This window comes from Xanthomonas sp. NCPPB 3174 (assembly GCF_056725205.1).
This window is the reverse complement of the sequence record NZ_CM161517.1, coordinates 1,846,451-1,872,185: the sequence shown is the minus strand read 5'-3', so window position 1 is coordinate 1,872,185 and position 25,735 is coordinate 1,846,451. Positions and strand designations below refer to the sequence as shown.

At 66.7% G+C, this 25,735-nt stretch carries 23 protein-coding genes and 1 tRNA gene; 7 read left to right on the top strand and 17 right to left on the bottom strand.

Annotation, left to right across the window (positions count from 1 at the left end; translation table 11 throughout):
- Nucleotides 1-78 precede the first annotated feature (78 nt).
- The gene (locus AC1PK7_RS08220) at nucleotides 79-615 is read left to right on the top strand and encodes a GspH/FimT family pseudopilin (RefSeq protein WP_481100444.1); all 537 of its coding nucleotides are present in this window, start codon (nucleotides 79-81) and stop codon (nucleotides 613-615) included.
- Between the two features lie 44 nt (nucleotides 616-659).
- Here the strand turns inward: AC1PK7_RS08220 and AC1PK7_RS08215 are convergent.
- The 7 genes from AC1PK7_RS08215 to AC1PK7_RS08185 form a co-directional block, all read right to left on the bottom strand.
- Nucleotides 660-736, bottom strand: a tRNA-Asn gene (locus AC1PK7_RS08215).
- A gap of 90 nt (nucleotides 737-826) precedes the next feature.
- On the bottom strand, nucleotides 827-1,246 hold the full coding sequence (locus AC1PK7_RS08210) for a type IV pilin protein (protein ID WP_010342101.1): 420 nt from the start codon (nucleotides 1,244-1,246) through the stop codon (nucleotides 827-829).
- Nucleotides 1,246-4,965, bottom strand: a complete 3,720-nt coding sequence (locus AC1PK7_RS08205; RefSeq protein ID WP_481100443.1) for a pilus assembly protein — start codon at nucleotides 4,963-4,965, stop codon at nucleotides 1,246-1,248. The genes AC1PK7_RS08210 and AC1PK7_RS08205 overlap by 1 nt, the downstream gene beginning before the upstream one ends.
- A 10-nt stretch (nucleotides 4,966-4,975) precedes the next feature.
- Nucleotides 4,976-5,554: a pilus assembly PilX family protein gene (locus tag AC1PK7_RS08200; protein WP_010342103.1), complete on the bottom strand. Its 579-nt coding sequence runs from the start codon at nucleotides 5,552-5,554 to the stop codon at nucleotides 4,976-4,978.
- Nucleotides 5,551-6,516 (bottom strand): PilW family protein, encoded by a 966-nt coding sequence (locus AC1PK7_RS08195; protein WP_420009535.1) that lies wholly within the window; start codon nucleotides 6,514-6,516, stop codon nucleotides 5,551-5,553. Before AC1PK7_RS08195 ends, AC1PK7_RS08200 begins: the two co-directional genes overlap by 4 nt.
- The gene (gene pilV, locus AC1PK7_RS08190) at nucleotides 6,513-6,989 is read right to left on the bottom strand and encodes a type IV pilus modification protein PilV (RefSeq protein WP_420009534.1); all 477 of its coding nucleotides are present in this window, start codon (nucleotides 6,987-6,989) and stop codon (nucleotides 6,513-6,515) included. The genes AC1PK7_RS08195 and pilV overlap by 4 nt, the downstream gene beginning before the upstream one ends.
- 25 nt (nucleotides 6,990-7,014) lie before the next feature.
- On the bottom strand, nucleotides 7,015-7,539 hold the full coding sequence (locus AC1PK7_RS08185; RefSeq protein WP_420010199.1) for a GspH/FimT family pseudopilin: 525 nt from the start codon (nucleotides 7,537-7,539) through the stop codon (nucleotides 7,015-7,017).
- Nucleotides 7,540-7,737: 198 nt separating this feature from the next.
- On the opposite strand from AC1PK7_RS08185, the gene AC1PK7_RS08180 reads away from it, so the two are divergent.
- Entirely contained in the window at nucleotides 7,738-8,775 is a 1,038-nt protein-coding gene (locus tag AC1PK7_RS08180) for a sensor histidine kinase (protein WP_420009533.1), read from the top strand.
- On the opposite strand, the gene ppnN is transcribed toward AC1PK7_RS08180, so the two are convergent.
- The 6 genes from ppnN to grxD form a co-directional block, all read right to left on the bottom strand.
- The gene (gene ppnN, locus AC1PK7_RS08175) at nucleotides 8,765-10,153 is read right to left on the bottom strand and encodes a nucleotide 5'-monophosphate nucleosidase PpnN (protein WP_209244477.1); all 1,389 of its coding nucleotides are present in this window, start codon (nucleotides 10,151-10,153) and stop codon (nucleotides 8,765-8,767) included. The genes AC1PK7_RS08180 and ppnN overlap by 11 nt on opposite strands.
- Before the next feature lie 109 nt (nucleotides 10,154-10,262).
- Nucleotides 10,263-13,484, bottom strand: coding sequence for a TonB-dependent receptor (locus AC1PK7_RS08170; RefSeq protein ID WP_481100866.1), 3,222 nt, complete (start codon nucleotides 13,482-13,484; stop codon nucleotides 10,263-10,265).
- A gap of 731 nt (nucleotides 13,485-14,215) precedes the next feature.
- The gene (locus AC1PK7_RS08165) at nucleotides 14,216-16,594 is read right to left on the bottom strand and encodes a TonB-dependent receptor (protein WP_481100442.1); all 2,379 of its coding nucleotides are present in this window, start codon (nucleotides 16,592-16,594) and stop codon (nucleotides 14,216-14,218) included.
- Nucleotides 16,595-16,895: 301 nt separating this feature from the next.
- Nucleotides 16,896-17,495 (bottom strand): YhgN family NAAT transporter, encoded by a 600-nt coding sequence (locus AC1PK7_RS08160; protein WP_019800076.1) that lies wholly within the window; start codon nucleotides 17,493-17,495, stop codon nucleotides 16,896-16,898.
- On the bottom strand, nucleotides 17,492-18,232 hold the full coding sequence (locus tag AC1PK7_RS08155; RefSeq protein WP_481100441.1) for an SDR family NAD(P)-dependent oxidoreductase: 741 nt from the start codon (nucleotides 18,230-18,232) through the stop codon (nucleotides 17,492-17,494). The genes AC1PK7_RS08160 and AC1PK7_RS08155 overlap by 4 nt, the downstream gene beginning before the upstream one ends.
- The gene (gene grxD, locus AC1PK7_RS08150; RefSeq protein ID WP_010342114.1) at nucleotides 18,229-18,549 is read right to left on the bottom strand and encodes a Grx4 family monothiol glutaredoxin; all 321 of its coding nucleotides are present in this window, start codon (nucleotides 18,547-18,549) and stop codon (nucleotides 18,229-18,231) included. The genes AC1PK7_RS08155 and grxD overlap by 4 nt, the downstream gene beginning before the upstream one ends.
- Nucleotides 18,550-18,674: 125 nt before the next feature.
- Between grxD and AC1PK7_RS08145 the strand changes: the two genes are divergently transcribed.
- Entirely contained in the window at nucleotides 18,675-19,250 is a 576-nt protein-coding gene (locus AC1PK7_RS08145; RefSeq protein ID WP_481100440.1) for a superoxide dismutase, read from the top strand.
- A 96-nt stretch (nucleotides 19,251-19,346) separates the two neighbouring features.
- On the opposite strand, the gene AC1PK7_RS08140 is transcribed toward AC1PK7_RS08145, so the two are convergent.
- Together AC1PK7_RS08140 and purE are read right to left on the bottom strand one after the other, a co-directional pair.
- On the bottom strand, nucleotides 19,347-20,495 hold the full coding sequence (locus tag AC1PK7_RS08140; protein WP_481100439.1) for a 5-(carboxyamino)imidazole ribonucleotide synthase: 1,149 nt from the start codon (nucleotides 20,493-20,495) through the stop codon (nucleotides 19,347-19,349).
- Nucleotides 20,492-20,995, bottom strand: a complete 504-nt coding sequence (purE, locus tag AC1PK7_RS08135; RefSeq protein ID WP_481100438.1) for a 5-(carboxyamino)imidazole ribonucleotide mutase — start codon at nucleotides 20,993-20,995, stop codon at nucleotides 20,492-20,494. The genes AC1PK7_RS08140 and purE overlap by 4 nt, the downstream gene beginning before the upstream one ends.
- Nucleotides 20,996-21,053: 58 nt before the next feature.
- Here purE and AC1PK7_RS08130 point away from each other — a divergent pair, with 58 nt between their 5' ends.
- From AC1PK7_RS08130 to AC1PK7_RS08115, 4 genes are all read left to right on the top strand, one after another.
- Entirely contained in the window at nucleotides 21,054-21,323 is a 270-nt protein-coding gene (locus tag AC1PK7_RS08130; RefSeq protein ID WP_010342118.1) for a Trm112 family protein, read from the top strand.
- Nucleotides 21,320-22,198, top strand: a complete 879-nt coding sequence (gene nadC, locus AC1PK7_RS08125; RefSeq protein ID WP_481100437.1) for a carboxylating nicotinate-nucleotide diphosphorylase — start codon at nucleotides 21,320-21,322, stop codon at nucleotides 22,196-22,198. Before AC1PK7_RS08130 ends, nadC begins: the two co-directional genes overlap by 4 nt.
- Before the next feature lie 284 nt (nucleotides 22,199-22,482).
- Nucleotides 22,483-23,607 (top strand): DUF2272 domain-containing protein, encoded by a 1,125-nt coding sequence (locus AC1PK7_RS08120; RefSeq protein WP_481100436.1) that lies wholly within the window; start codon nucleotides 22,483-22,485, stop codon nucleotides 23,605-23,607.
- 276 nt (nucleotides 23,608-23,883) lie between these two features.
- The gene (locus tag AC1PK7_RS08115; protein WP_209031122.1) at nucleotides 23,884-24,228 is read left to right on the top strand and encodes a DUF3301 domain-containing protein; all 345 of its coding nucleotides are present in this window, start codon (nucleotides 23,884-23,886) and stop codon (nucleotides 24,226-24,228) included.
- 279 nt (nucleotides 24,229-24,507) lie between these two features.
- On the opposite strand, the gene AC1PK7_RS08110 is transcribed toward AC1PK7_RS08115, so the two are convergent.
- A complete protein-coding gene (locus tag AC1PK7_RS08110) occupies nucleotides 24,508-24,939 on the bottom strand; it encodes a ClpXP protease specificity-enhancing factor (protein WP_010342123.1) in 432 nt (143 codons plus the stop codon).
- A 73-nt stretch (nucleotides 24,940-25,012) separates the two neighbouring features.
- Complete coding sequence (locus tag AC1PK7_RS08105; RefSeq protein WP_010342124.1) at nucleotides 25,013-25,648, bottom strand: glutathione S-transferase N-terminal domain-containing protein; 636 nt, start codon at nucleotides 25,646-25,648, stop codon at nucleotides 25,013-25,015.
- Between the last annotated feature and the right edge of the window lie 87 nt (nucleotides 25,649-25,735).

Below are 25,735 nucleotides of genomic sequence, written 5' to 3'. Positions count from 1 at the left end.
TGGGAACGCACAACCCCCTCATTCAAGCCCCGCCGTCCCGCCGCGAGACTGGCGACCTCGCACCGGGAGACGACGGACATGCGGAACGCTGCAATCAAAGGCTACACATTGCTCGAGGCCATGATCGTGATGGCGGTGCTCTGCCTGGTCGCCGGCATCGGCCTGCCGGCGTTCCGCGAGCTGCTGGCGAGCCAACGCCTGACGGCGGCGACCCACCAGTTGAGCGCGCACTTCGCCCTGGCGCGCAGCAGCGCCATCAGCTCCGGCGTCCCGGTCAGCGCCTGCCCGTCCAACGGGGACGGCAGTTGCCGCGGCGACAGCGACTGGAGCCAGGGCTGGCTGGTGTTCCGCGACCCGGACCGGCAAGGCCAGCCGATCGCGCCGGACAGCATCCTCAGCGAAGGCAGCGCGCCGGGCGCCGGCGAACTGGTACTGCGCTCCAACCAAGGCCGCCCCTCGATCCGCTTCCTGCCCGATGGACGCAGCGCCGGCAGCAATCTGACCGTCAACATCTGCGAGCGCGGCCGGCTACGTGCAGCGGTGGTGGTGAACAACACCGGACGCATCCGCACGCGAAAAGCGACCGAACCGATGCCCTGCCGGGCACCGGACTGACGCGCAAAAGCAAAGGCCGCGATTGCTCGCGGCCTTTGCGGATTTGGCGCCCGAAGTTGGACTCGAACCAACGACCCCCTGATTAACAGTCAAGTGCTCTAACCGGCTGAGCTATTCGGGCGGGGAGGCGCATTGTATAGAGCCCCCATGACAATCGCAAGGGGTGAGGAGCGCGCTTTTCCGACTGTCGCTGCGCCCTACTCCCCCGACCTCACCAGCACGTGCCCTCGCCTGCGCCGGTGGATGTGGTGCGCGCGCCCTTCTGGTCGATGCTGAGCGCGCCGCACTGGGTGTCCTTGGCCAATTGGGGGCCGGTAGGCGTCGCAGTCAACTTGAACGCGTTGGCAGTGGGAGTTCCGGTGAAGTCGACGGTGTAGAACTGCACGGCATCGGTTGCGCATTGCGGCTTGTTCACGCCCACATAGGTCATGTTGGCCGTGTAGTAACGCTCGATCAGCTGGGCACCTTGCTGGAGGCACACGGAGGCGGCGGAGCGACGCGACTTGACGACATAGGACTGATAGCTGGCAAATGCGATGCCGGCGAGAACACCCACTATCGCCACCACGATCATCAGCTCGATGAGGGTGAAACCGCGCTGCCGGCGGGCCGGGAAAGACAGGGATCGCATCAATTGTTCCTCAGGAGTTCGCGCCAGGACACGCGCTTCATGCTCAGCGCGCTGCTGTTGGTACCGAGCGTGGTCGTACTCGCGTTGTCCAATGCGATCTGCATCTGGTTGCCGATGAAGATCGGGCTATTGGGGCTGCTGTTCAAGCCGATGCCAGAGACGGGAGTGCCATTGAGTGTATCGCCGGTACTCGAGCCGCCGCTACCGTCCAGGTCGAAGAAGGACTGCGCCAGCCGCCCGCCGGTGAATGGATTGATCGCCATCACGAAGCCCTTGCCGCTTGGGCTGCAGACATCGCCCGAATCCGGAATGCGCGTGGTGCCGATCAGCGCAGTACCCTGGAAGAAGTTGGAGACCACCATGCGCTCGCCCTGCGGCGTCGTCCCGGGCGGCGAGACCAGGTCCATGTACCACCCGTCCTGTCCCGCGCTCGGCTTGTCGTCGATGACCCGGACCGCGTACCCGTTGACCGTCCCCTCCTGCAGGATATTGACCTTGCCCAGCGTGGCGCGCGTCGAGGGAATGGTGCTGCCGCGATCGATCAGGCCGTACCAGCTCTGCACGTCCTTGTTGCCCAGATCGCCGCTGGACAGGTATTTGCCGGTTCCGAAGAACACCCAGGTCAAGCCTGTCGACGGGTCTTTCGCCGCCGTGGGCGCCGCGGTGACCGGCTGCGCCTTGGATGCATAGCTGGCGGAGAACAGCCTGCGCGCGGTGCCGCGTGTACCGGACATGTCGAACGCCCACAGATTGCCTGCGAGGTCGCCGGCATACAGGCGGTCGACGATGAAATTGTTGTTAGATGACCAAGCCAGCACGCCCGACAAGCCGTTATTGCTGCCGGTTCCTGCGGCAATCTGCGTGGCGGCTCCACCAGAGATATTGACCAGGATGAGGTAGGCAGAATCACTGGTGCTGTTGGGACCATTGCCGAGCATCGCGTACCACTGACCGTCGGCGAGTTGCCCGATGATCGGTTTGCCGAGATTGTTGCCCAGTTGCGTGATATCCGCAGAAGTCTTGTCCCACAGCAATGAGATGTTATTGGGGTCGGTGACATCGAGCGCGAACATGCCCGAGCCACCACGCCCCATCGTTCCGACCAAGACGGACCGCCAGCTGCCACCGATGTAGACATCCGAGACGGTAAGTTCGCCGTCCACGTAATAGCGGTGCTGATAGTTGGGATCGGTGTAGTCGAGCAAGCCGGTCATCGCCGCCTTCGGCACGAAGGCGAATTTTTCCGCACCCGTCGTCGCGTCGAACGCATGCAGCATGCCATCGTTGGCACCGACGTACAGCATCGGTGCACGCTGCGCGTTGCTCGCCGCAAAGGTGGCATAGGCGCTTGCACCGGTGAACGTCGCCGTCGTATAGAGGCGCGCATTCGGCGAACCGACGTACACAGGCTGCGAATTGACGATGTCGCCCATGATGCCGGTGCGGGTGCGCAGCGTACCGCCGTTGGCCTTTTCCTGCGAACGATCGCCGCGCAGGTAGTTGATCTGGTTCTGCGTGGCAGACGATAGCGGCGTCCCGGCGAGCTTGCCGTATGCAAAATTGTCCAGCGTCCCGCCCGAGTTGACGAACTTGATCGTGCGGTTGCTCCAGACCGGGAACTGCCCGTTCGCACTCCACGCCTGCGTCAGTGCGCCGGTGGTCTGATCGACGTCGTACGCCACCACATCGCCACGCCAGCTTCCGCTGTAGAACACCGACTGGTAGGTCCGCGCCCCGGCCTCGAGCTTGGTCGTGTTGCTGGCCAGCGACGCCGCAGATCCCTTCATCTCCTCCAAGATGCGCTCGAACGCCTGGCGCAGGCTGGCCACCATTCGCTCCGCGTCCGCTGCGATGTAGTAGTTATCTGGCTGCTTATAACCAGCTTGATTGTTGACATAGGAGGTTCCATTCCACCAAGTGGAATCCGCCAAGGCACTAAAATCCGTATCCGGGTTGTACCCCGCCGGCACACGGAAACCACCATACTTGGCCGTCAACCAGTACTGATTTGTACTCGAAGTCTTGTAATTGCCGTACTCCACGACATCGACCCAGTGCGTGGACAGAGTCTGCATACCAGGCAAGCCGTCTTGAGCGGCATCAGGCCGAAGATCCTTGGTATGCGCGTCATAGGCAAGTGCTGCGATGTAGCCCGAGTTATTGTTTCCTCCGGAATTGAAAGAATCCGCGACCGCTTTTGTCGCAGCGGCGGATTCACTCAACCCCTCTTTTCGCCAAATCTGCGCCATTCGCGAGACTACATCTACAGATTTATCACTCACCACTTCCGCGGGCTTGGCAGGCTCGCCCGTTGAACTGGTGTTTCCAGGCAAGTTCTTATCATAATGCGTATTGGTATCGCCAATACCAAGGATTACATTCACTTGGCAGCGATATGCAATCGGATCCTTCCAATTCGTGATCACCGGGAAGCCATCGGATTGCTGGTATCTCCCCTGCGCACTACTGGCGGTCAGCGCCGAATACGCTGCGATATTTCCCTGATGCTTGAAGTAACGAATCGCCGCGTAATACAACTCGCTGACATCGTCGTACGACTTGACATTTTTCCCTGTCTTCAACTGGCCAAACTTGTTGAGATAGTTAATGACCCCACTATCCTTAACAGAATACCCAGATCCAATTGCTGCATTCGTTGCAGTAGCGTCGGCCGCATCGGGATTCTGATAAATGACACCTGTCGCGGGATCCCACTCGCGAGCCGCGTTAGTCAGCGGCCCCTCCTCCGGATTGTAAGTCAGAGGGCCCACAAACTTCTGATTGGCGCGCAAAATACCGCTATCCACCGAGGGATTATCGTCATTCTTGTAACTGAACACACTGTAGCGAATGCGTTTCGCATACTGCTGAATCAGTCCCTCAGGCTTATAGTAGCCACTCGGATAACCGACACAGTTATCTTCCAGAAAGGACTTGTCGCAAACCCTCACCCGCACCGAGACTGTGAACGTCAACGATGAGTCGCTGACGCACAACACACGAATAACGCATGGCGAGCCATCAGGGTTCAGGAGACTTCCATCCAGGCGATGCTTGCTGGGATCATAGGGAACCGCCTTGGTGGGATCACCAAGCGAACTACCACTAAAGTTCATTTGATTGCCGAGACCGTCGATCCGCATATTGAAGTTCTGCCAACTTGCAGGCGTCCCCCCTGCAATCAAAGTGGCGTTATTCATGGAGCGACGCGGAAAATTACCGGTGCTGTCGCGATCAGCAATCGCTTTCTCCAGAATGGTGTCAGTCGTCGTATCAGTGACGCGATAACCGCCAGTCAAGGCAGAGCGGAAAGGATCGATGGTTTGAGTAGCCGCCCAATTGAGAAAATTACCCGCCCAAACTCCGTTGCCACTACACGTATAATCAGTCGGGTTAGTACCAAGCACACTGACAGGATAGAAGTAACGCCCAGCCTCATTATCACTATAGTTATATTTGTAGCACTTCTTGGAATCGAAATAGCCGACGAACTTGCTCGACGCCGAATAGGTATCGGACAGGTTCGCCTTGCTGATCACCGTGGGGAATTCAACCGAGGGCACGAAGGCCAGGTTGCCCGGCACATCGCTGCCGACGTACAGCGGCGATTGCGAGACATCCACATCCGCGCCGGCACCGCCGATGGTGCCGATGAACAGGCCGGCCACCACCGCAAGGAGCCAATCCCGGTACGTCGTCTTCTTCGCTCGACTGGTCATAGAGGGCTCCTTACTTGACGGTCACGTTGGTCTGCAGCACGACGATGGCGCGGCCATTGGTCGCGGATGGATCGCCGCTGCGCGCGATGACCCGGTAGTATTTTTCCAGGGACGTGCCGCCGGTACCGCCGTACTGGTTCTGATTGATGCTCGAGCCCAGGCCCAGTTGATCCTCACTGGTGCGCTGGCCGAGATACTGGATGTAGTACTGCGCAGGCACTGCCTGGCCGGTCGGCGTCACGGTTCCGTTCACCCAGCATTCCTGGGTGCCGAGCGCACAGCCGGACGACGCATTGCCGGTATAGGTGTTGCTGGGCACAGCCGGACAGACGATGAGGCCCGACGAACAGTTGAAGCCAACCGTGTTGCCGCCCGCGGCGGCGTTCTGGATGACCTTCTCCGCATCGCGCAAGGCGCCTTCGGCTGCCTGGAAGCCCAGGCTGCGGTCGTACATGTTGGAGGACATGCGCTCCTGCAGCAGCGTCCCGCGCAGCACGGCCAGACCCAGCAGGGTCATCACCAGCAACAGCAGCAGGACGACGATGAGCGAGATGCCGGCTTGCCGGCGGGGCGACGGAGACGTGTTCACGGGTTCCGGTTCCTGATGCTCACGATCGTGCTGAAGGTCCGCGTCACCGGCGGCTTGCCCGCGCCGGCCGCGGCCGTGGAGCTGACGGTCATGCTGACCTGCACCGCGATCACATTGGCCCAGTTGGCTACGGCGTTGGCATCGACATAGGCGGTGCCGCCGGTGGACAGGTACTTGAACTGCAGGCCGGTGACGCCATCGGCGATTTCGTTCGATTGACTCGTCCCGCCCGGCGCGATGACCTGCTGATACAGCGACGTGCCCGTTCCGCCACTGCTGGGCGCGATGTACCAGCGTACCGCCCGCACCTCGGTCAGGATGGAGTTGATCTCGTAGGTGTAGTTGTTCGAGCCGGCGACGCACACGCCGGGCAGGCGCCCAAGCCGGTTGCAGGCATTGAGGCCACCGCTCGAATAGCTGGCGCTGGTACCGGACACGCTGCTCATCTGCAGCACCGCCAGTTGCTGGCGGTCGCACAGCAGCATGATCGCGTTGCTGTGCAGGTCGGGGGCGGCGGCATTGAGCGTCAGGGTCTGGGTCGCGGCATTGTGCGCCGTCACGGTCGCGCCGCCGGTACCGGCGGAAAGGATCTGGATCGCGTCGGTACCCGCGGTGACGGTGAGGTTGGACGGATTGCTGTTCTCGTAGCCGGTCAGCGGCAGCGCCCAGTTCGTCCACCAGGTCGCGGTGGGATTGTTCAGCACGTTCGCGACCGGCAGTCCGGAATCGCAGGGGTTGCCGCCGGCCTCGCGGATATCCTGGGCCATCATCTCGAAGCCGGTCCGGGCCGCTTCCTGGATCCGGCTCAAGCCTTCGGTCGCCGTATAGGTCTGGCGGTTGGACAGGAAGATTCCGATCGCCGCGCCGACCACGAGCAGGCCGAGCAGCATCGAGATCATCAGCTCGATCAGGTTGAAGCCGGATTGGCGCCGGGGCGGCGCAAGCGTGATGGATGTGTTCACAGCTGGGCCGTCGTGCTCAGGGTCTGGGTCGTGCTGCCGCTGATGTTGCCGTTCGCGCCGACGTTCAGTCCGCGGCTGTCGTCCCATTGCACAACGATGGTGCAACTGCCGTCGTTGCATGCGATGGAGCCGCAGGTCGAAGCCGGGTCGCCGCCGATCGCATTCTTCAGGCCGGTGAGCCACATCGCCTTGTCGGTCGCGACCAGGTCGCCCGCCGCCGGCGCCGTGCACAGCATGCCGGTGGTGTTGTAGGCCCCCAGCATCGCTGCGTTGCGGTTGGCACGCATCGCATCGAGGATCGTATAGGTCTGCATGACGATCTGGCTGCGCTGCAGCGCGCTCTGGTTGTTGCGCAGCGCGGTGGTCTGCATCGCCGCCACCCCGAGCATGCCCACCCCCAGGATCAGCACCGAGATCATGACCTCGATCAGGGTGATGCCTGCCATGTGTCTGCCACTGTCGAACCGCTTCATGCTGTCTCCGTTTGCCGGAACCGGCCTAGCCGGTGGTGGTGCAGCTGCCGCCGTCGGACGTCGATGTGACCTGGGTGCGGCTGCCGCCCATCAGGTTGACCTTGCGGACGTTGTCGGATGGATTGGTGACCGCCATGCAGACCACGATGCCCCCCGTCACAGGGGTGCCGCTGCTGTTGCGCGCGATGCCGTCGGCGCCGAAGGTCAGTTTGTCGCCCATGGCGTCCAGGGTGTTGCTGGTGACGACCAGGCCGGTCCGCAGCGTGGTGGTGCGCAGCACGGTGCCGTCGCGGGTGACGGTCAGATAGCGCGTCCAGTTGCCGCCGCTGGCGCAGGTCGCACCGTCGTCGCTGCGGCACAGGCTGACGCCGCCGTTCAGGCGCACTGCTTCAGAACGCGCCAACTGAACCGAAGCGACCAGTTCGTTGGCTGCACCGGTCAGGCGGCTGCCACGGATCAGGCCGGTGAAGCTGGGCACCGCGAGCGCCATGATGATGGCCAGCACAGCGATCGTGACCATCAATTCCACCAGCGTGAAACCACGCTGCATCCGCTCGGCCGGGCCACGCACGCAAGGAACCGCCATCGTCTTCCCCAGATTCTCCCGATCGCCACGCTAGCGGCCGGACTGCCCCCGCGCCAGCCATTGCCGACGGATGGCGGATATGGAGGCGTGGACGGACCGTGCGCGGCGCGCGCCCAGCCGGCATGATGCACCTCGGCCCTGCCCCACCCGCCTTCCGCCCCGATGCCTGCCTCCGCCTACTCCAACGACCAGTTGCAGGTCCTCAAGCAACCCTCGACCCTGATCTGGATCGTGATGGCCGGCGAGTGCATCGCCGCCATCCTGGCCCTGACCCCGGTCCCGGGCGCGGGCATGGCCGGGAGCCGCTGGGTCTACTTCGGCCTGGCGTCGCTGGGCATCCAGTGGGTCGCACTGCTGACCCTGGCCAGCCTGTTGCTGCTGCGCCGGGCACTGGCCGGACGCGGCTTCCTGTCCATCACCGTGGCCACCCTGGGCCTGATGCAGGCGCTGACCTGGCTGATCAGCGGCGTGATCCTCTATGCCTTCGGGGACTACTGGCAGCTCTCCAGCCGTGCGTGGCTGGCGCTGTCGCTGCAGCTGTCCGGCATCGCCTTGCTGATCGGCCTGCTCGGCATGGCCGCGCTGCACAACCATGTGCGCATCAAGCAACTGGTCGAGCGCGCCAAGCAGGCCGAGATCGACGCGCTGACCGCGCGCGTGCAGCCGCATTTCCTGTTCAACACGCTCAACACCGCGGTGATGCTGGTGCACCGGCAACCGCAGCAGGTGGAACAGCTGCTGATGGACCTGTCGGACCTGTTCCGCGCCGCATTGGCGGCGCCGGATTTGGTCGACCTGCAGGACGAGATCGACCTGGCACGACGTTACCTGGACATCGAGGCGATCCGCTTCGGGCCGCGCCTGCGCGTGCACTGGGACATGCCCGAAACACCGGTACCGGTGCGGATTCCGCGGCTGTCGCTGCAGCCGCTGCTGGAAAACGCGGTCCACCACGGCATCGAATGCAGCACCGAGGGCGGCGAGATCGGCATCGCCATCGGCGCGCGCGCCGGCGCCCTGGAGATCCGGGTGCGCAACGCGGTCCCGGGGACGGGTCTGTCGCCGCACATCGGCCGCGGTCACCGCGTGGGGCTGTCGGCGCTGCGTACGCGCCTGGAAAACCTGGAAGGCGCCTCGCTGCAGACCGATAGCGATGGCGCCTGGTTCGTCGCGACGATCCGGATCGGGCTCAGGCCATGACCCGGTAGCAGGGCCGGTACTCGCCGGAAATCTTCATGCGGCGCTGCTCGACGAAGGCGCGCAGCAGTTCGTCCAGGGCCTGCATCATGTCCGCATCGCCATGGATCTCGAACGGGCCGTGCTGCTCGATGCGGCGCATGCCGTCTTCCTTGACGTTGCCGGCGACGATGCCGGAGAAGGCGCGGCGCAGGTCGGCGGCCAACGCATGCGGCGGGCGGCCATGATGCAGATCCAGCGCGGCCATCGCCTCGTGGGTCGGCTCGAACGGACGCTGGTATTCCAGCGGGATGTCCACCGACCAGTTGAAGTAGAACGCGTCCTTCTGCTCCTTGCGGTGCGCGCGCACCTGCTGGATGCCGGCGGCCATCTTGCGCGCCACCGCCACCGGGTCGCCGACCACGATCTCGTAGCGCGAGGTCGCCACCTCGCCCAGGGTCAGGCGCAGGAAACGGTCGATCTGCTCGAAGTACGGCGCGGCGATGGTCGGGCCGGTGAGGATCAGCGGGAACGGCAGCGCGCGGTTCTCCTCGCGCAGCAGGATGCCGAGCAGGTACAGGATCTCCTCGGCCGTGCCGACGCCGCCCGGGAACACGATGATGCCGTGGCCGATGCGGACGAAGGCCTCCAGGCGCTTCTCGATGTCCGGCATGATCACCAGGTGGTTGACGATCGGGTTCGGCGACTCGGCGGCGATGATGCCCGGCTCGGTCACGCCGATGTAGCGGTTGTCGTGCTTGCGCTGCTTGGCGTGGGCGATGGTGGCGCCCTTCATCGGGCCCTTCATCGCGCCCGGACCGCAGCCGGTGCAGATGTCCAGCCCGCGCAGGCCCAGCTCGTAGCCGACCTGCTTGGTGTACAGGTATTCGTCGCGCGAGATCGAATGGCCGCCCCAGCACACCACCAGTTTCGGATCGTTCGGCTGCAGAATGCGCGCGTTGCGCAACTGGCCGAACACGGCGTTGGTGATGCCTTCGCTGGACTGCAGGTCGGTGGTCGACTCGGGGCCGAGCTCGATGGCCATGTAGGCCAGGTCGCGGACCACGGCGAACAGCAGTTCGGCCACGCCGTTGATGATCTCGCCGTCGACGAAGGCCATCGCCGGCGCATTGAGCAGATCGATGCGCACGCCGCGGTCGCGCTGCACCACCTGGATGTCGAAGTCGGGATACAGGTCGCGCGCCGCGCGCGGATCGTCCGAGGCACTGCCGCTGGTCAGCACCGCCAGCGCGCAGCGCCGCAGCAGCTCGTGCAGGCCGCCGCTGGACGCATCGCGCAGGCGCGCCACTTCCACGCGCGAGAGGATGTCCAGGCCGCCGCGCGGGTAGATCCGCGCATCCACTACCGGCAGCGCGCGCGCCGCCGTATTGCTGGTCGTCATATCGAATGTCTTGTCGGTGTCGTCAGCCGGCGACTTTAACGTCAGCCCCCGCAAAAAGAAAACGGCCGGGTCGCCCCGGCCGCTTCCAACGCTTCAGCTTGCGCCGCGATCAGAACTGATAGCGGAAGCCCAGCTGCATGGACCACTGCGACACACCGATGTTGAAGCCGTCGGCGTCGGCATTGGCGGCCGTCGGCTGGTCGGTGTACAGGGTGTTGTACACGTACTTGCCCTGGTAGATGCCCTGCAGGTTGGCGACGCGGGCATCGGCGTAGAAGCCGTAGTCTTCGATCCGGCCCCACTTCTTGTTCAGCAGGTTGCCCACGTTCTGGATATCCAGCCAGATCTCGGACTTGTGACCCTTGTAGAAGCCCGGCAGCTGCTGGGTGATGCGCACGTCGAAGGTGTTGATCCAGCCGGAACGGAAGCCGTTGGCCGGGGCGTAGCTGCCGGCGTACTTGGCCAGCTGCGGGTTCTTGGCCAGCCAGTCGAAGAACTGCTGCTGCAGCGCCGGGTTGGCGGTGAACGCACCGGTGCTGCTCAGCGTGCCGAACAGCACGTCGCCCGGGCCCTTCGGCACGTAGAACAGGTCGTTGGTGCTGCGGCCGTCGCCGTTGGCGTCGCCGTTGAACACGTAGCTGTACGGACGGCCGCTGCGGCCTTCGTAGACCAGGCCTACGCGGGTCTCGTAGTCGCCGAAGAACATGTGCTTCCAGTCAAGCGAGCCGGAGATCCGGTCCTTGATCTCATAGCGCGACCGGTTCTCGGTTTCCGAGTTGGCGTCGAAGGCGTACTGGTAGCCCCAGCCCGAGCTGGCGGTGGAGCTGGTCAGCGGGCCGACTTCGGTGGCGTGGGTATAGGTGTAGCCCAGGGTCCAGGACCAGTCGCCGCCTTCGCTGAACGGCTTGGACAGCGACACGGTGAACTGCTGGGTCTTGCCCTTGTCGGTGTTGTCGATCAGGTAGACGTCGCTGTACGCGCTGTTGCGGTTGTAGCGGTTGTCGCTGGTCGCCCACGGGCGGCCGGTACGCGCCGGGTTCCAGTACAGCGCGCGGCCGTCCGGACCATAGTAGGCCGGGCTCGGATCCTGGCCCGGGCTGTTGACGCGACCGATGTTCAGGCTCTTGTAGTACAGGCCATCCTTGACCTTGGTCACCAGCAACTCGGCCGAGGCGACGATGCCGTACCACGGCAGTTCGTGATCCAGGGCGAGGTTGGCCTTGTACAGCGACGGCAGCTTGAAGTCGTTGCCGACGAAGCTCACGCCCTGGGTCGCCGAACCCGGCGTGGTCGGAATCGGCTGGGTGTCCTTGTTGGCGCTGAACGGCAGGGCCGGGTTGTAGGCGGTGAAGCTGTAGGCGTTGTAGTTGAAGCCGGTGTTGGAGTAGCTGTTGCCGATCCACACCTGCGGCGCATCGCCCTGGAACAGGCCGACGCCACCGCGCAGCTGGGTCGGACGGTCGGTGTCGAAAGTGTAGTTGAAGCCGAAGCGCGGCTGGACCAGGAAGTCGCTCTTGAAGATCTTGCTGTTGTCGTAGCCGAAGTAGGCCTGCGCCGCGGCGTTGTAGGTCGGATCCGGGCTCACCTGCGGACGGTCGCCACGCAGGCCCAGGGTCAGGGTCAGGTTGTTGTTGACGTACCAGGTGTCCTGCACGAACAGGCCGAGGTTGCTGTTCTTGTAGTCGGCCGCGATCGAGCCCGGGCTACGCTCCTGGTTGAGCTGGTACGAGCTCCAGCGGCCGCTGGCGAAGTTGTCGAGGCCGAAGAAGGTGTACACGCCCCAACTGTTGCGGCCGTACAGGTTGTAGATGTCGTTGGTGCTGTAGTCGACGCCGAACTTCAGGTTGTGGTTGTCCAGGGTCAGGGTGCCCGCACCGTAGTAGTTCCAGGTCTTGGTGGTGAGGATGTTGCCCTGCGAGTTGGTCTCGGTGCCCAGGAACAGCACGTCGCCGGTCGGGTTGGCGACCGAGCCGTCGAAGTACACGGCGATGCTCGGCGCATTGGTCGGCACCACGCGGATCGCGGAGTAGTCGCGGTAGGACACCTTGAACTCGGTGGAGAAGTTCTCGGACCAGTCGCTGAACAGCTGGCCGACATAGCTCTCGACCGACTTCTCGTGCTGGTACCAGTACGAGCTCAGCGAGGCCTGGCTGGAGCTGCCGGCGCCGTTGATGCGCAGCTTGCTCTGGTCGAGCTTGCTGTAGCGCAAGCTGGCGCGGTGGTTGTCGCTGATGTTCCAGTCGAGCTTGAGGGCGTATTCCTTCAGGTCGGTGTTGCCGTCGCTGTCCAGGCCGCCGGCATCGAAGCCGTAGTTCTTAGCGATCTGCTGGGCGCGGGTCACGTCGGCCATGCCATACTTGGCGTTGGCCTTGCCCAGCGCGGTGCTGCCGAGGTCGACACCCGGCGCATCCTGCTGGAACTTCTCGTAGTTGGCAAAGAAGAACAGCTTGTCCTTGACGATCGGGCCGCCGAAGGTCGCGCCGTAGGTCTTCTCCTTGGTGAAGCCGTTGAACTTGGTGCCGTCCGGGTTGTCGCCGAACCAGTCGCCATCGCGATAGCTGCCGTACACCGAGCCGTGGAACTCGTTGGTGCCCGACTTGGTCACCGCATTGACGGTGGCGCCGGCGGCGCTGGCGATGCTGACGTCGTAGTTGGACAGGTTGACGTCGATGGCTTCGATGGCTTCCATCGACACCGGCTGACGCCGGGTGGTCATGTTGTTGCCTTCCAGGCCGAAGGTGTCGCTGGCCGAGACGCCGTCGATGTTGATCGAGTTGTAGCGCGGATTCAGGCCGCCGGCGCTGATCGTGCCCGAGGCGCGATCGACGAAGGCCACGCGCGGATCCAGGCGCATGTAGTCCTGGATGTTGCCGTTGATCGACGGCAGCGCTTCGATCTGCTCGCGACCGATGTTGGTGCCCGAGCCAGTCTTGGTGGCGCTGAACACTTCCGAGCCGGTGGCCACGGCGACGGCATTGACCGTCTCCAGGGTGGTCGGCGCGGCCATGTCGCCGGTCAGGTCGGCATTGATGGTGGCGTTCTGGTTGACGCTCAGGTACACGCCGTCTTCGGTCTTGGTGCCGTCGCCCGACTTGGTGATGGTGATGCTGTACGGGCCGCCGACGCGCAGGCCGCGCGCGTTGTAGCGACCGGCGGCATCGGTGGTGGCGCGGCTGACCGTGCCCGACTCGACGTGGGTGATGGTCACCTCGGCGCCGGCGACCGGCTGGCCGCCATGGGTCACCACGCCGCCGACACCGGCGGAGGTGCTCTGGGCGAACACCGGCGCCGCGGCCAGCGCCGCAACGAGGCCCAGAGTGAGCTTGGACATCCGCAGACGGGGTTGAATCATTGCAATAGCCTCGATGGAGTTTGACGAAATGCGCATGGCAGTGCCGCGCGAGTTCGGGCGCACGGCCGCGGGATGGGGGCTGGTCACCCTTGCCGATTCCCCGCAAGGGTTAACATGAGTTTAACACCATAGGGCCAATTTGTTGCCGAAACGTGACAACCGGGCACAAATGGACATGACTTGCCATGGATCCCAGTTTTTTGACCGCATCCGGTCATGCCCTGGCACAGGCGCACGGGCTTGCCGCCCGCCAGGCCGCCGCGCGCGGCAGCTGGGCCGAGCGTGGCGCCGCGACGCCAGCAGCGCGGCGACCGGAGCGCCCCCCACACTCCAACTCCCCAGGCGTCGGTGGCGCGGTGGCGTCAGCCCCACCCTGCTTCCGCGTGCCATGCCGCCCGCCCTGCGCGGCCACCGACCAGGCAGTTTCGGGAGGCCGGCGCGATCCGGTCCACCGGCCGCGCCCGGCGCCAGACCCTGCTCCCCTTGGCCCTAGCCCTCAGGAGGCACCCTGGATTCCCCTCAGGAGGCACCCTGGGTTCCGCCGAACCGGCGCCGGGCGGCCGACGGCATGCCGGCCCCGGATCCACACGCCCGTGATCAGGCCGGCGACGCTCCCCGACGTCGCATGCCCGCAAACGCAAACGGCCGAGGCGATGGCCCCGGCCGTTTGCGTCTTGCCTGGTCCAGCCCGGGTGCGGGCTGGCAGTGCCTCAGAACGAGGCGCCGAAGGTCACCGCGAACGCACGCGGCTCCAGCACGGAGTAGTAAGGCGTGCCGGTGGCCGCCACGTCCGGATAGTCGCTGGCGCCGGACGCCGCCAGCACCTGGCTGGTGCTGACCCAGGTGACGGCCTGCTTGTCGGTCAGGTTGTACAGGTTGAGCTTGATCGACGGCTTCTTCAGCCAGCCCCAGTCGGCGAAGGTATAGCCGGCGTCGGCGCCGAAGGTGGTGTAGCCCCCCACCCGTTCGGTGTTCATGTAGTCGCCGTAGCGCGGGCCGGAGTAGCGGCCCTTCAGCGCGACCCAGAAATCGCCGAGGCTGTAGCTCAGGCGCAGATTGGCCAGGTTCTTCGGCGTATTGGCCAGTTGCTTGCCACCGACCGCATAGTCGTAGATGCCCTTGGACGTGCCCACCGCCAGGCTGTCGCTCAGGATCCTGGCCTGGGTGTAGGTGTAGGAGCCGTACAGCTTGAGGTTGTCGGTGATGTTGTAGCTGGCCTCGCCGTTGAAGCCGCGCATGCGCACCTTGCCGATCGAGATGTAGGTGGTCAGCGCCGTGGTCTGGTCGTAGCTGGACATCTGCTTGTTGCGGTAGTTGCTCTGGTACAGCATCGCCGACAGCGAGAAGCGGTCGCCGTAGTAGCGCCAGCCCAGGTCGTTAGTCCAGGCCGATTCCGGTTGCGGAATCTCCTGCGCCGCCGACAGGTTGATCGAGATCGAGTTGGTGGCCGGCACGCGGAAGGTCTTGGCGACGCCGTAGTAGAACTGGGTGCGGCTGTCCGGCGCGTACTTGATGCCGAACGCCGGCAGCAGCTTGCTGTAGCTGTTGTCGAAGTCCACGCCGATCTCCTTGGTGCTGTCGGGCCATTGATAGTTGTGGCCCTTGCGCGTGGCATGGATCCAGGACACGCCGTAGTTGACCGCCCAGTCGTCGGCGGGGGTCCAGTTGTCCTGGATGAAGTACTTCTGCACGTCGGTCACCGTGTAGGTGCGGTAGCTCTGCTGCACCTGGCCGTCGGCATAGGTCAGGAAGCAGCCCTCGCTCTGGGCCCAGACGTCGCACGGCTGCCCGGTGCTCTGATCGGTCTTGACGATGCTGCTGTTCTGGCTCTTGCGCGAGCGGTCGTACCACAGACCGTAGACCAGGTTGTGGTCCATGCCGATGTCCTGGAAGAACTTGGCGACCACGCCCGGGCGCACCGTCGCGGAGTAGGAATAGGTGTAGTCGACGTCGCGGCTGCCGCTCACGCCGCTGGCGTAGCCATAGACGTTGCTGCTGCTGGTGGACGGGTACACCGACGCGGCGCTGGAACCGCCGCCCTCGCCCCACCACACGTAGGGCACCACCGACAGACGCAGGGTGTCGCCGAGGGTGAACTCGCCATCCAGGCTGGCCAACAGGCTCTTGTACGGATTGCGCCGCAGCTTCCAGTAGGACTGGTCGGCGGAGGTGGTGCCGCCGCCCCAGGTCGCGTTGTAGTCGTAGGCGTAGTCGCTGGCCAACTGCGCCTTGCTGGCGGTGTTGTAGGAGTAGTTGGACTGCCGGTTGTACTGGAACGAGGCGCTGATCGAGTTGCCGGGGCTGATGTCCCACACGCTCTTGCCGTCGATCTTCCCGACCGACATGTCGCCATTGCCCTTCCACTTGTCCGCACTGTTGGTCGAATACGACACCCACGAGCGCAGCGGACCGGTATCGCCGGTGTTGACCCGCACGAAGGTGCGCCGGTAATCGTTGCTGCCGAAGCTCTGGTTGAAATCCACCCCGAACGCATGGCTGGGATCGATGGTCGACCAGGCGATCTGGCCGCCGGTGGCGCCCATCTCCGGCTGGTCCACGTTCGGCGTGCCCTGGGTGACGGTGATGTCGTTGTAGTTCTCGGCATCGCCGTATTCGGTGGCATAGACCGAATAGCTGCCGCTGTCGGTCACCGGGGCACCGTTGACGGTGATGCCGATCGCCGAGGAATCGAAACCGCGCAGGCTGTAGTTGCCGTTGTTGAGGCCGGTCACGTCGCTGGTGGAGGCGTCCACGCCCGGGATCGCATCGATCATCTGGGTGAAGTTGCTGCCGCCGGACGCCTGCACGATCGCCTCGCGGGTCACCGTGGAGATCGCCTTGCTGGCGGTCTGCACGGTCATGTTGCCGCCGCCGAGGACGTAGCTGCCCTTGTCGGCGCTGACGTTGACCTTGTCCAGTTGCTGCACGCGCTTGGTCTCGTATGCGGCGGTGGTATTGGACGTGCTGGAGGCGGTGACCCGCTGCGCCGACTCGCTGCCGGCGTCCTGGGCGAAGGCGCAATGGGCCGCGAACGCCGTGAACAGCGCAAGGGAAAGTGTGGAAACACGCGGTGTGGAACGGAACGTCATCGGGCAAGCGCCTCTGGGACCAAGCGGGGAGCGGCAGAGACGGCAGGCGGCCCGGCGCGCCCATGGCACACCGCCCCCTACCGCGTCGGAAGGCGCCAGGGTAAGCACGCTATTTCGCCCGCATATGCCCAGGGCGTTGACGAGAACTTAATGTGCCGCCACGCCTCGACACGCGCGGGCACAAAAAAACGCCGCGCATGTCATCGAACTGCCGCAGACGCGCGGTACGTCGCAACGCTGACGCACGGCGACAGGCAAGCCGCATCAGCGAGGAAAGACGCGCGGCGACTGCCGCGCCTGCTCAGCCAGCGACCGGCAGCTTCAGGTAGGCGCTGATCCCGTCCAGGAACATCTGCACCGAGATGGCCACCAGCAACATGCCCATCAGCCGCTCGACCGCGGTCAGCACGCGCATGCCGAGCAGTTTGTACAGCAGCGTGCCGGAGAACAGCAGCGCCGAGGTCCCCAGCCAGGCCAGGATCAACGCCAGGCTCCACTCGCCCAGCCGGGTCGGCTCGTTGCTGCCCATCAGCATCACCGCGGCCATGCCGGAGGGGCCGGCCACCAGCGGGATGGCCAGCGGCACGATGAACGGCTCGCCGTCGGGAATCTCGCCCATCAGCCCTTCCGGGCGCGGGAAGATCATGCGGATGCCGATCAGGAACAGCACGATGCCACCGGCGATGGCCACCGATTCCTGGCGCAGGTGCATCACTTCCAGGGCGTACTTGCCGCCCCACAGGAAGCCCATCAGCACGCCCAGCGCGATCAGCAGTTCGCGCGCCAGCACGATGCGCTGGCGCCGCGCCGGCAGCGGCTTGAGCACGCTGAGGAACACCGGGATGTTGCCCAGCGGGTCGAGGATCAGGAACAGCAGCAGCGCTGCCGACAGGATGGTCATGCCAGGGGATTCCAGATCGCGCCGCGGTGCGCGGCGCCGGCGGGCGACAGCAGGTCGACGCAGGCGCCGGCGTAGCGCGCCGGGTCGACCGCGTCGCGGTCTTCTTGATGGGTGTAGGCACGGGCGCGCAAGGCGGTGCGCATCGGCCCCGGCTGCAGCCCGGCCACGCGCACGCGCGAAGCCGCCAGTTCGCCGTGCAGGCTCGCCAGCAGGCCGCGGCGGCCGTGCTGGGCGGCGCCGTAACCGCCCCAGTAGGCCTGGCCGACCCGCGCCGGATCGTCCACGGCGAACACGATCGCGGCATCTTCGGCCTGCCGCAGCAACGGCAGGCAGGCCTGGGTCAGCCAGGCCGCCGCGGTCAGGTTGACGTGGAGGGCGCGCGCGAACTGGGCCGGATCGGCATGCTCGAACGGGGTCAGCCCGGCGAAGTCGGCCGCGCAATGCAGCAGCCCGTCCAGGCGCCCGAGCTCGCTTTGCAGGCGCTCGGCCAGGGTCGCGTAGTCCGGCGGGGTGGCGCCGAGCAGATCCAGCGGATACAGCAGCGGCGCGGCGCCGACCGCGGCGATCGCGTCGTAGACCCGGTTCAGGCGGGCCAGCTTGTGCCCGAGCAGGACCACGGTGGCCCCGGCCTGGGCACAGGCCAACGCCGCGGCGCTGCCGAGCCCGCCGGCGGCGCCGCTGACCAGGATCACCCGCTGCGCCAGCGCGCCGGCCTGCGGCGACGCAGGCGCGGTCACGACTGGTAGGCCTCGGTGACGATGCGCTGCAGTTCGCCGGACTCGAACAGTTCCATGGTGATGTCGCAGCCACCGATCAGCTCGCCATGGATGAACAGCTGCGGGAACGTCGGCCAGTTCGAATAGCGCGGCAGATTGGCCCGGATCTCCGGCTCGTCGAGCACGTTGACCGTGTGCAGGCGGTCGGCGCCGGCGGCCAGCAGCGCCTGCAACGCGCGGCTGGAAAAGCCGCACATCGGGTACTGCGGCGTGCCCTTCATGAACAACACGATGGGATGGCGTTCGACGTCGGCCTGGATGCGCTCCATCACCTGCATGCGGGTTCTCTCCTGCTGGGGCGAAAGAACGACCTTGGCGGTCGGCTAGACTCTCGCGTAGCCGCATAGTGTAAGCCCTGCGCGCGGCAGTACCGCGACACGCACCCGAAACCGCCCGAGGATCCATGCCCATCGAACTCGCTCCCCTGCCCTACGCCGCCGCGTCGCTGGCCCCGCATCTGTCCGCCGCCGCGGTGGAGCAGCATCACGCCCATGAGCGCGCCCTGGTGGAACGGCTCAATGCGCGCCTGGCCGGCAGCGACCTGGCCGAGCTGGCGCTGCCGGACCTGCTGCGGCGCGCCCAGGGCAGCCTGTTCCAGGAGGCGGCCGAGGTCTGGAACCACGCGTTCTACTGGCGCGGCCTGCGCCCGCGCGGCGGCGGCGAACCCGGCGGCGCGCTCGGCGAACGTTTGGCCAAGAGCTTCGGCGACGTGGCCCGGTTCAAGGCCGAGTTCGAGCGCATGGCGCTGGCGCTGTTCGGCTCCGGCTGGATCTGGCTGGTGCAGCGTCCGGACGGCAGCCTGGCCGTGGTCAGCACCGCCAACGCCGGCACCCCGCTGACCGGCGACGACACGCCGCTGCTGGCCTGCGACGTCTGGGAACACGCCTACTACACCGACTATCCCGGCGACCGCGCGCGCTATCTGCAGGCGTTCTGGAAGCTGGTCAACTGGGAGTTCGCGGCGTCCAATCTGCGATAAGCAGGGATTGGGGAGTCGGGATTGGGGATTCGCTAGAGCGGCGGCCGCGGCCGCCAGTTCCTGGCCCAGGCGTGGCCTGGGCTTCGTGATGCTGGTTCAGCGCTCGCCGCGCAGGGCGGCGATCACCGGGGCGACCTGGGTCTCGCGCTGCAGGTGTGCGCCCACGGTCTGCAGCGCCTGGGCCAGCGCCTCGGGCGTGTCCTCGCGCAGGGTGGCGTGGCCGACCTTGCGACCTTCGCGCGGCTGCTTGCCGTAGTCGTGCCAGTGCCCGCCGGGCTGCGCCAGGACCGGTGCGGCGTCGGGCATCGCGCCGATCCAGTTGAGCATGCAGGCATGGCCGCGCATGCGCGTGGAGCCCAGCGGCAGCCCCAGCACCGCGCGCAGGTGGTTCTCGAACTGCGAGGTCTCCGCGCCTTCGATGGTCCAGTGGCCGGAGTTGTGCACGCGCGGGGCCATCTCGTTGGCCAGCAATTCGCCGTCGCGACAGAACAGCTCCAGCGCGAACACGCCGACGTACTGCAGGCGCTCGGCCAGGGCGCGCGCATGCGCCACCGCCACCTGCTCCAGCGCGGCATCGGCCTGCGCCGGCGCCAGGCTGGCCGACAGCACGCCGTGCACATGCCAGTTCTCGGTCAGCGGCCAGGTGCGGAACTCGCCGTCGCGGCCGCGCACCGCCACCACGCTGACCTCGCGCTGGAACGGCACGAACGCCTCGGCGATCAGGCCCACGCTGGCCGCCTGCGCGCCCAACGCGTCCCAGGCCGCATCGGCATCGGCGGCAGCGGCGATGCGGAACTGGCCCTTGCCGTCGTAGCCGAGCCGGCGGGTCTTGAGGATGCAGGGCGTGCCGACCTGCGCCAGCGCCGCGTCCAGGTCGGCGCGCGTCTCGATCGCAGCGAAGGCCGGCACCGGGATGCCGAGCTCGCGGAACAGGGTCTTCTCGGCCAGGCGGTCCTGCGCCACGGCCAGCGCATCCGGGCTCGGGAACACCGGCACCTGCCCGGCCAGCCAACCGGCGCTGGCCGCAGGCACGTTCTCGAAATCGAAGGTCGCCACGTCGACCGCGTCCGCGAACGCGGCCAGCGCGGTCTCGTCGGCATAGCCGCCGACCCGCAGCGGCGCCACCTGCCCGCCACAGGCATCGGCCGCCGGATCCAGCAGCGCGAAGCGCAGGCCCAGCGGCACGCCGGCCACGGCCATCATGCGTGCCAACTGCCCCGCTCCCAGGATGCCGACGGTGGTCATTGGCGCGGATCGTCCTTGGCCATCACGTCGTCGGTCTGGCGCTGGCGGAAGTCGCCCAGTGCGGTGCCGATCCCGGCGTGGTCGTGGGCCAGCATCGCCGCGGCGAACAGCGCGGCGTTGGCCGCGCCGGCATTGCCGATCGCGAAGGTGGCAACGGGGATGCCGGCCGGCATCTGCACGATCGACAGCAGCGAGTCCATGCCGTTGAGCGCCTTGGACTGCACCGGCACGCCCAGTACCGGCACCGCGGTCTTGGCCGCGAGCATGCCCGGCAGGTGCGCGGCGCCGCCGGCGCCGGCCACGATCGCGCGCAGGCCGCGCGCGGCCGCCTGCTCGGCATAGGAGAACAACACGTCCGGGGTGCGGTGCGCCGACACCACCTTCACTTCATAGGGCACGCCCAGCGCATCGAGTTTCTGCGCCGCATGCTGCATGGTCTCCCAATCGGAGCGGGAACCCATCACGATGCCGACGAGCGGCGCGGTTTGCTTGGAGGTCATGGCCGTCCCCTGCCTTAAAGACGTATTCTAGCCGTCTTCCACGCAAGACGAAGACCGGATGGACCGCAAACTGCTCGACCTGCTGTGCTCGCCCGACACCCGCCAACCGCTGGCGCTGCTGGAGGCGCGCGGCCTGGAGGCGTTGAACCGCGCCATCGCCGCCGGCGGCGTGCAGCGCGCCGATGGCAGTGCGCAGGCGCAACCGCTGCGCGAAGCCCTGATCACCCGCGACCGCAAGCAGGTGTTCCGCGTCGACGACGGCATCCCGGTGCTGCTGGCCGAAGAGGCCATCGGCACCGCCCAGCTCGCCGACTTCCCGGCTAAATGAGCCGCGACACGGCGCCGCCGCAGGCGCCCGCCGCGGACCTGATCGCCGCCGATGTGGCGCGCGCGCTGGCCGAGGACCTCGGCAGCGGCGACGTCACCGCCGCGCTGTTGCCCGATCGCGCCGACAGCGCCTACCTGCTGTGCAAGCAGGACGCGGTGATCGCCGGCCGGCCCTGGTTCGACGCCTGCCACCAGGCGCTGGACCCGCAGGTCCGGATCGACTGGCAGGTGGCCGAAGGCCAGCGCGTGGCCGCCGGCACCGTGCTGGCCTTGCTGCACGGGCGCAGCCGCACCCTGGTCAGCGCCGAGCGCGCCTCGCTGAACTTCCTGCAGACCCTGTCGGCCACCGCCACCGCCACCGCCGCCTATGTGGCCGCGGTCGCCGGCACCGGCGCGCGCATCCTGGACACGCGCAAGACCCTGCCCGGCCTGCGCCTGGCGCAGAAGTACGCGGTGCGCTGCGGCGGCGGCGACAACCACCGCATCGGTCTGTACGACACGGTGATGCTGAAGGAAAACCACATCCACGCCGCCGGCTCGCTGCCCGCGGCAGTGGCCGCCGCGCGCGCGCAGTGGCCGGCGCTGCCGCTGGTGGTCGAGGTGGAAACCCTGGAGCAGTTGCGCGAAGCGCTGCAAGCCGGCTGCGACCGCATCCTGATCGACGACTTCACCGCGGAACAGCGCCGCGATGCGGTGGCGATCGCCGCGGCCGCACCCTTCAACCGTGCGATTCCGCTGGAAGTCTCCGGCGGCGTCGACCTGGAGGCGGTGCGCGCGATCGCACAGGACGGTGTCGACTGCATCTCCATCGGCGCCCTCACCAAGCACGTGCAGGCCGTGGATCTGTCGCTGAAACTCGGAACGCCGCCGCAGTAGCGACCGGCACCTGGCCTGGGAGCCGCCACTGCAGCGCCTCCCCGGCCAGCGACGCGCACTCTCGCAGCGCGCCGCGATACCGACGTCGAGGCCTCCAGCCGCCGCGGGATCACGCCAGCAGCCCGCCAATCAGGTCGCGAAACGGCGCGGCGCGCCACATGCGCGGGTGCCAGGCCGACGCGGCACACGCGATCGACCCATCGCCGAACAGACCCCCTACACTTCACGGCACCGCCGACGCCGCTCTGCGACGCTGCGCGCTCCTCTCCCCGCCGAGTTCGCCGATGTTCCGCCCCTGGTTCGCGCTGCTGTGTGTCGCCGCCCTGTTTCCCGCCGGCCGCGCCGCGGCCGCGGAAGTCTGCGATCTGCCGCCGCGTTTCGGCCTGACTCCGGCGGCGGTGGCGATCGTGCGCACCGCCTGCAACGAACACCGGCTGTGGTGGCGCCCGTTCATCGATCGCGACGGTCGCCTGGCCGGCCTGCGCGTCACCGAGGCCGAACGCGCCGACCTTGCCGACGACGGCATCGAAGCCTGGCAGCGCGTCGCCGCGTACTGGCGCGACAGCGGCACGCTGGGCGCGATGGGGCAGATCGACGGCGCCGCGAGTTGCCAGCAGTTGGACGGATCGCGCTACCGCGAGAACGACTGCCGCGCCTTCATCGTCGACAATCCATGGTCGGCGGCGTTCGTGTCCTACGTGATGGTGCGCGCCGGCGTGGCCGGCTTCCGCACCTCGATCCGCCATATCGACTACATCCGCGCCGCCTACCAGGCCGGCGCCGACGGCCTGCCCTACCGCTACGCCGACCCGCAGCAGGAAAAGCCCGCGCCCGGCGACCTGCTGTGCTTCCTGCGCGGACGCCGGCAGCCGGTCGGCGCCGCCGGCCTGCGCGAGGCGCTGGCGCGCGGCCGCCCGCTGCCGTGGGAATCGCATTGCGACATCGTGGTCGCGGCCAACGTCGGCGGCGACCAGACCCTGTACCTGATCGGCGGCAACGTGTTCAACGCGGTGACCATGCGCAAGCTCAAGCTGGACCGCAGCGGGCGCCTGCAACTGGACGCGCCGCTGGCGCAGGAGCAGAACGACGAAGGCGCCGCCCTCGAATGCACGCCCGGCCACGAGGAGCTGTGCGACGTCAACCGCCAGGACTGGTCGGCCTTGCTGAAGCTGCAACCGCAGGCGCAGCTATTGCCGCCTACCCCGCCCACCGTGCCTGCCCCCATGCCGATCGCGCCGCCGCCCGCGACGCCAGCCAGCGCGACACCGGGCACGCCCGCCGTCCCGCCAGCACCGCCGACCGCGCCGAACCCGCCGGCCCCGCCACCGGCGCCCGCCGCAGCACCTGCTCCGCCACAACCCGCCACCCCTTCCGGCAAAGACACGCCCAAGACCGAACCGCAGTCCTAGCCGAAACGCGCGCGACCCACCGCAAGCTTGGCCCAAAACATTTCTGCAGGTAGGCACATCGTGCAATCAAGGCCATGTGCGAGTGTTGCGCAGGAGAATGGTGGCGATGGAGCACTTCGGCTGGGCGTACCCAAACACACCACCAGTTGCGCGACCACGCGGCATTGCCCGGCAGTGATCGCCCCAACAGCCGCCGACCCACCTGCCAATCCCCAATCCCGAATCCCCAATCCCAGCCCGATTGCCCACCTACCGGCGCCTCGCTACAGTGGCGCCATGCCCAGCCTGATCCTGCTGATGATCGCCGGCGCGGCGGTGTTCGCGTTCTGGAACGCCTCGCGTGCCGCCGCCGAACGCGCCGAAATCCTCGGCCGCAATGCCTGCAAGGCCGCCGACGTGCAGTGGCTCGACCAGAGCGTGCACGGCACCGGCCTGCGCCTGCGGCGCCTGCCCAACGGCTGGCTCGGCTTCGAACGCAGCTTCCGCTTCGATTATTCCTACGACGGCAGCGACCGCCATAGTGGCCGCCTGGTGCTGCTCGGCGACCAGTTGATCGCCTTCACCGGGCCGTCGGTAGCCAGCGTGAGCAGCCTGCAGGAAGCGCGCGCGCAGCGCGAATGAGCCAAGGCACCACGGCTGCGCATCGATGGCACGCAGCCGCTTGGGCGACTGCCAAGGTGAGTGGGAAACCGCTTCGCATGCCATCTCGAATGGACGGCAACTGCTGGGATTTATCCGCCTGTCGTAGGAGCGGCTTCAGCCGCGACGGGCATTACCGGTAACGCGCGTCGCGGCTGAAGCCGCTCCTACGGCAGAACGTAGTGCGTGCGACGCGCGAACACGGGAAACGCCAACGCTTGGGTGGGTGAAGCGCGACCATCGAGGTCGCGCATCGACTGGCTACTTGACCACGCGCAGGCGCGGACGCTTGCCGGCGTCGTCGGACCCGCCCGGCCGCGGCGGTGGCGGGGTGTCGTCGCCCGGCGGCTCGCTGGCGCCGTGGATGTCGTCCGGCAGCGCCATGCCCTGCCCGGTTTCGCGCGCATACACGGCCAGCACCGCGGACATCGGCACCTGCACCGGATAGCTGACGCCGCCGAAGCGGGCGGTGAAGCTGACCCCGTCGTTGTCGATCTGCAGACGCACCACGGCGCGCTCGGCGATGTTCAGCACCACCCGCCCGTCCTTGACCGCGCTCGGCGGCACCTGCACGCCGGGCAGGCCCGCATCCACCAGGATGTGCGGGGTCATGCCGTTGTCGTTGATCCATTCCACCAGCGCCCGCAGCAGGTACGGGCGATGGCTGGTCATGCGGGAAGTGTCTTCGGTCATGCGCCCATTCTACGTGCCGGCGCGCGACGCCGGTACAGCTCGGAACACAGCGGGGACGGCGCGACGCACGGCATCATGCCGGCAGGTCGCGCAGCTTCTTTTCCTGGTCGGTCAGGCTGCGGATGAAACCGGGATTGCGGAAGATGCGGTTGCCGTAATCCTCGATCGCCTTGCCGTCCTTCGGCAGCGGGATATCCAGCGCCTGCAGGCGCCAGATGATCGGCGCCATCGCGCAATCGGCCAGGCTCATCTCCGGATTGAGGAAGAACTTGCTGGCCTTGAACAGCGGCACCGAGGCGGTCAGCAGTTCCTTCAGGCGCTTGCGCCCGGCCTCGGCCTGGGCCTTGTTGCCGAGCTGGATCGCCTGCACCTGCGGCACCCAGTCGTGCTCGATGCGCAGCATGGCCAGGCGCAGGCGCGCGCGCGAGAGCGGGTCGACCGGCATCAGCGGCGGATGCGGATAGCGTTCGTCCAGGTACTCGCTGACCACCGAGGCGGCATACAGCACCAGTTCGCGCTCCACCAGCGTCGGCACCGAGTGGTAGGGATTCAGGTCGATCAGGTCTTCCGGCGGATTCTGCGGATCCACCGCCACGAAATCGTAGGTCACGCCCTTGGCCGCGAGCACCAGGCGGACGCGGTGGCACAGGACATCATCCGTGGAGGAAAACAACGTCAAGGTATTTCGCATGCGCAAACTCGCCGCCATTCAAGGCTCTCCGACGACCGGAATCCGCCGGCCGCATCGACGCCGCCCGCACATTGCGGACGGTCGTCACGGCCCCTGAGTGTGCAA

Excerpts from the sequence above, each read along its gene's own strand:
- AC1PK7_RS08220 (WP_481100444.1), top strand. The coding sequence starts at position 79 with ATGCGGAACGCTGCAATCAAAGGCTACACATTGCTCGAGGCCATGATC.
- AC1PK7_RS08210 (WP_010342101.1), bottom strand. The coding sequence starts at position 1,246 with ATGCGATCCCTGTCTTTCCCGGCCCGCCGGCAGCGCGGTTTCACCCTC.
- AC1PK7_RS08205 (WP_481100443.1), bottom strand. The coding sequence starts at position 4,965 with ATGACCAGTCGAGCGAAGAAGACGACGTACCGGGATTGGCTCCTTGCG.
- pilV (WP_420009534.1), bottom strand. The coding sequence starts at position 6,989 with ATGAAGCGGTTCGACAGTGGCAGACACATGGCAGGCATCACCCTGATC.
- AC1PK7_RS08185 (WP_420010199.1), bottom strand. The coding sequence starts at position 7,539 with ATGCAGCGTGGTTTCACGCTGGTGGAATTGATGGTCACGATCGCTGTG.
- AC1PK7_RS08180 (WP_420009533.1), top strand. The coding sequence starts at position 7,738 with ATGCCTGCCTCCGCCTACTCCAACGACCAGTTGCAGGTCCTCAAGCAA.
- ppnN (WP_209244477.1), bottom strand. The coding sequence starts at position 10,153 with ATGACGACCAGCAATACGGCGGCGCGCGCGCTGCCGGTAGTGGATGCG.
- AC1PK7_RS08170 (WP_481100866.1), bottom strand. The coding sequence starts at position 13,484 with ATGTCCAAGCTCACTCTGGGCCTCGTTGCGGCGCTGGCCGCGGCGCCG.
- AC1PK7_RS08165 (WP_481100442.1), bottom strand. The coding sequence starts at position 16,594 with ATGACGTTCCGTTCCACACCGCGTGTTTCCACACTTTCCCTTGCGCTG.
- AC1PK7_RS08160 (WP_019800076.1), bottom strand. The coding sequence starts at position 17,495 with ATGACCATCCTGTCGGCAGCGCTGCTGCTGTTCCTGATCCTCGACCCG.
- grxD (WP_010342114.1), bottom strand. The coding sequence starts at position 18,549 with ATGCAGGTGATGGAGCGCATCCAGGCCGACGTCGAACGCCATCCCATC.
- AC1PK7_RS08145 (WP_481100440.1), top strand. The coding sequence starts at position 18,675 with ATGCCCATCGAACTCGCTCCCCTGCCCTACGCCGCCGCGTCGCTGGCC.
- AC1PK7_RS08140 (WP_481100439.1), bottom strand. The coding sequence starts at position 20,495 with ATGACCACCGTCGGCATCCTGGGAGCGGGGCAGTTGGCACGCATGATG.
- purE (WP_481100438.1), bottom strand. The coding sequence starts at position 20,995 with ATGACCTCCAAGCAAACCGCGCCGCTCGTCGGCATCGTGATGGGTTCC.
- AC1PK7_RS08130 (WP_010342118.1), top strand. The coding sequence starts at position 21,054 with ATGGACCGCAAACTGCTCGACCTGCTGTGCTCGCCCGACACCCGCCAA.
- nadC (WP_481100437.1), top strand. The coding sequence starts at position 21,320 with ATGAGCCGCGACACGGCGCCGCCGCAGGCGCCCGCCGCGGACCTGATC.
- AC1PK7_RS08120 (WP_481100436.1), top strand. The coding sequence starts at position 22,483 with ATGTTCCGCCCCTGGTTCGCGCTGCTGTGTGTCGCCGCCCTGTTTCCC.
- AC1PK7_RS08115 (WP_209031122.1), top strand. The coding sequence starts at position 23,884 with ATGCCCAGCCTGATCCTGCTGATGATCGCCGGCGCGGCGGTGTTCGCG.
- AC1PK7_RS08110 (WP_010342123.1), bottom strand. The coding sequence starts at position 24,939 with ATGACCGAAGACACTTCCCGCATGACCAGCCATCGCCCGTACCTGCTG.
- AC1PK7_RS08105 (WP_010342124.1), bottom strand. The coding sequence starts at position 25,648 with ATGGCGGCGAGTTTGCGCATGCGAAATACCTTGACGTTGTTTTCCTCC.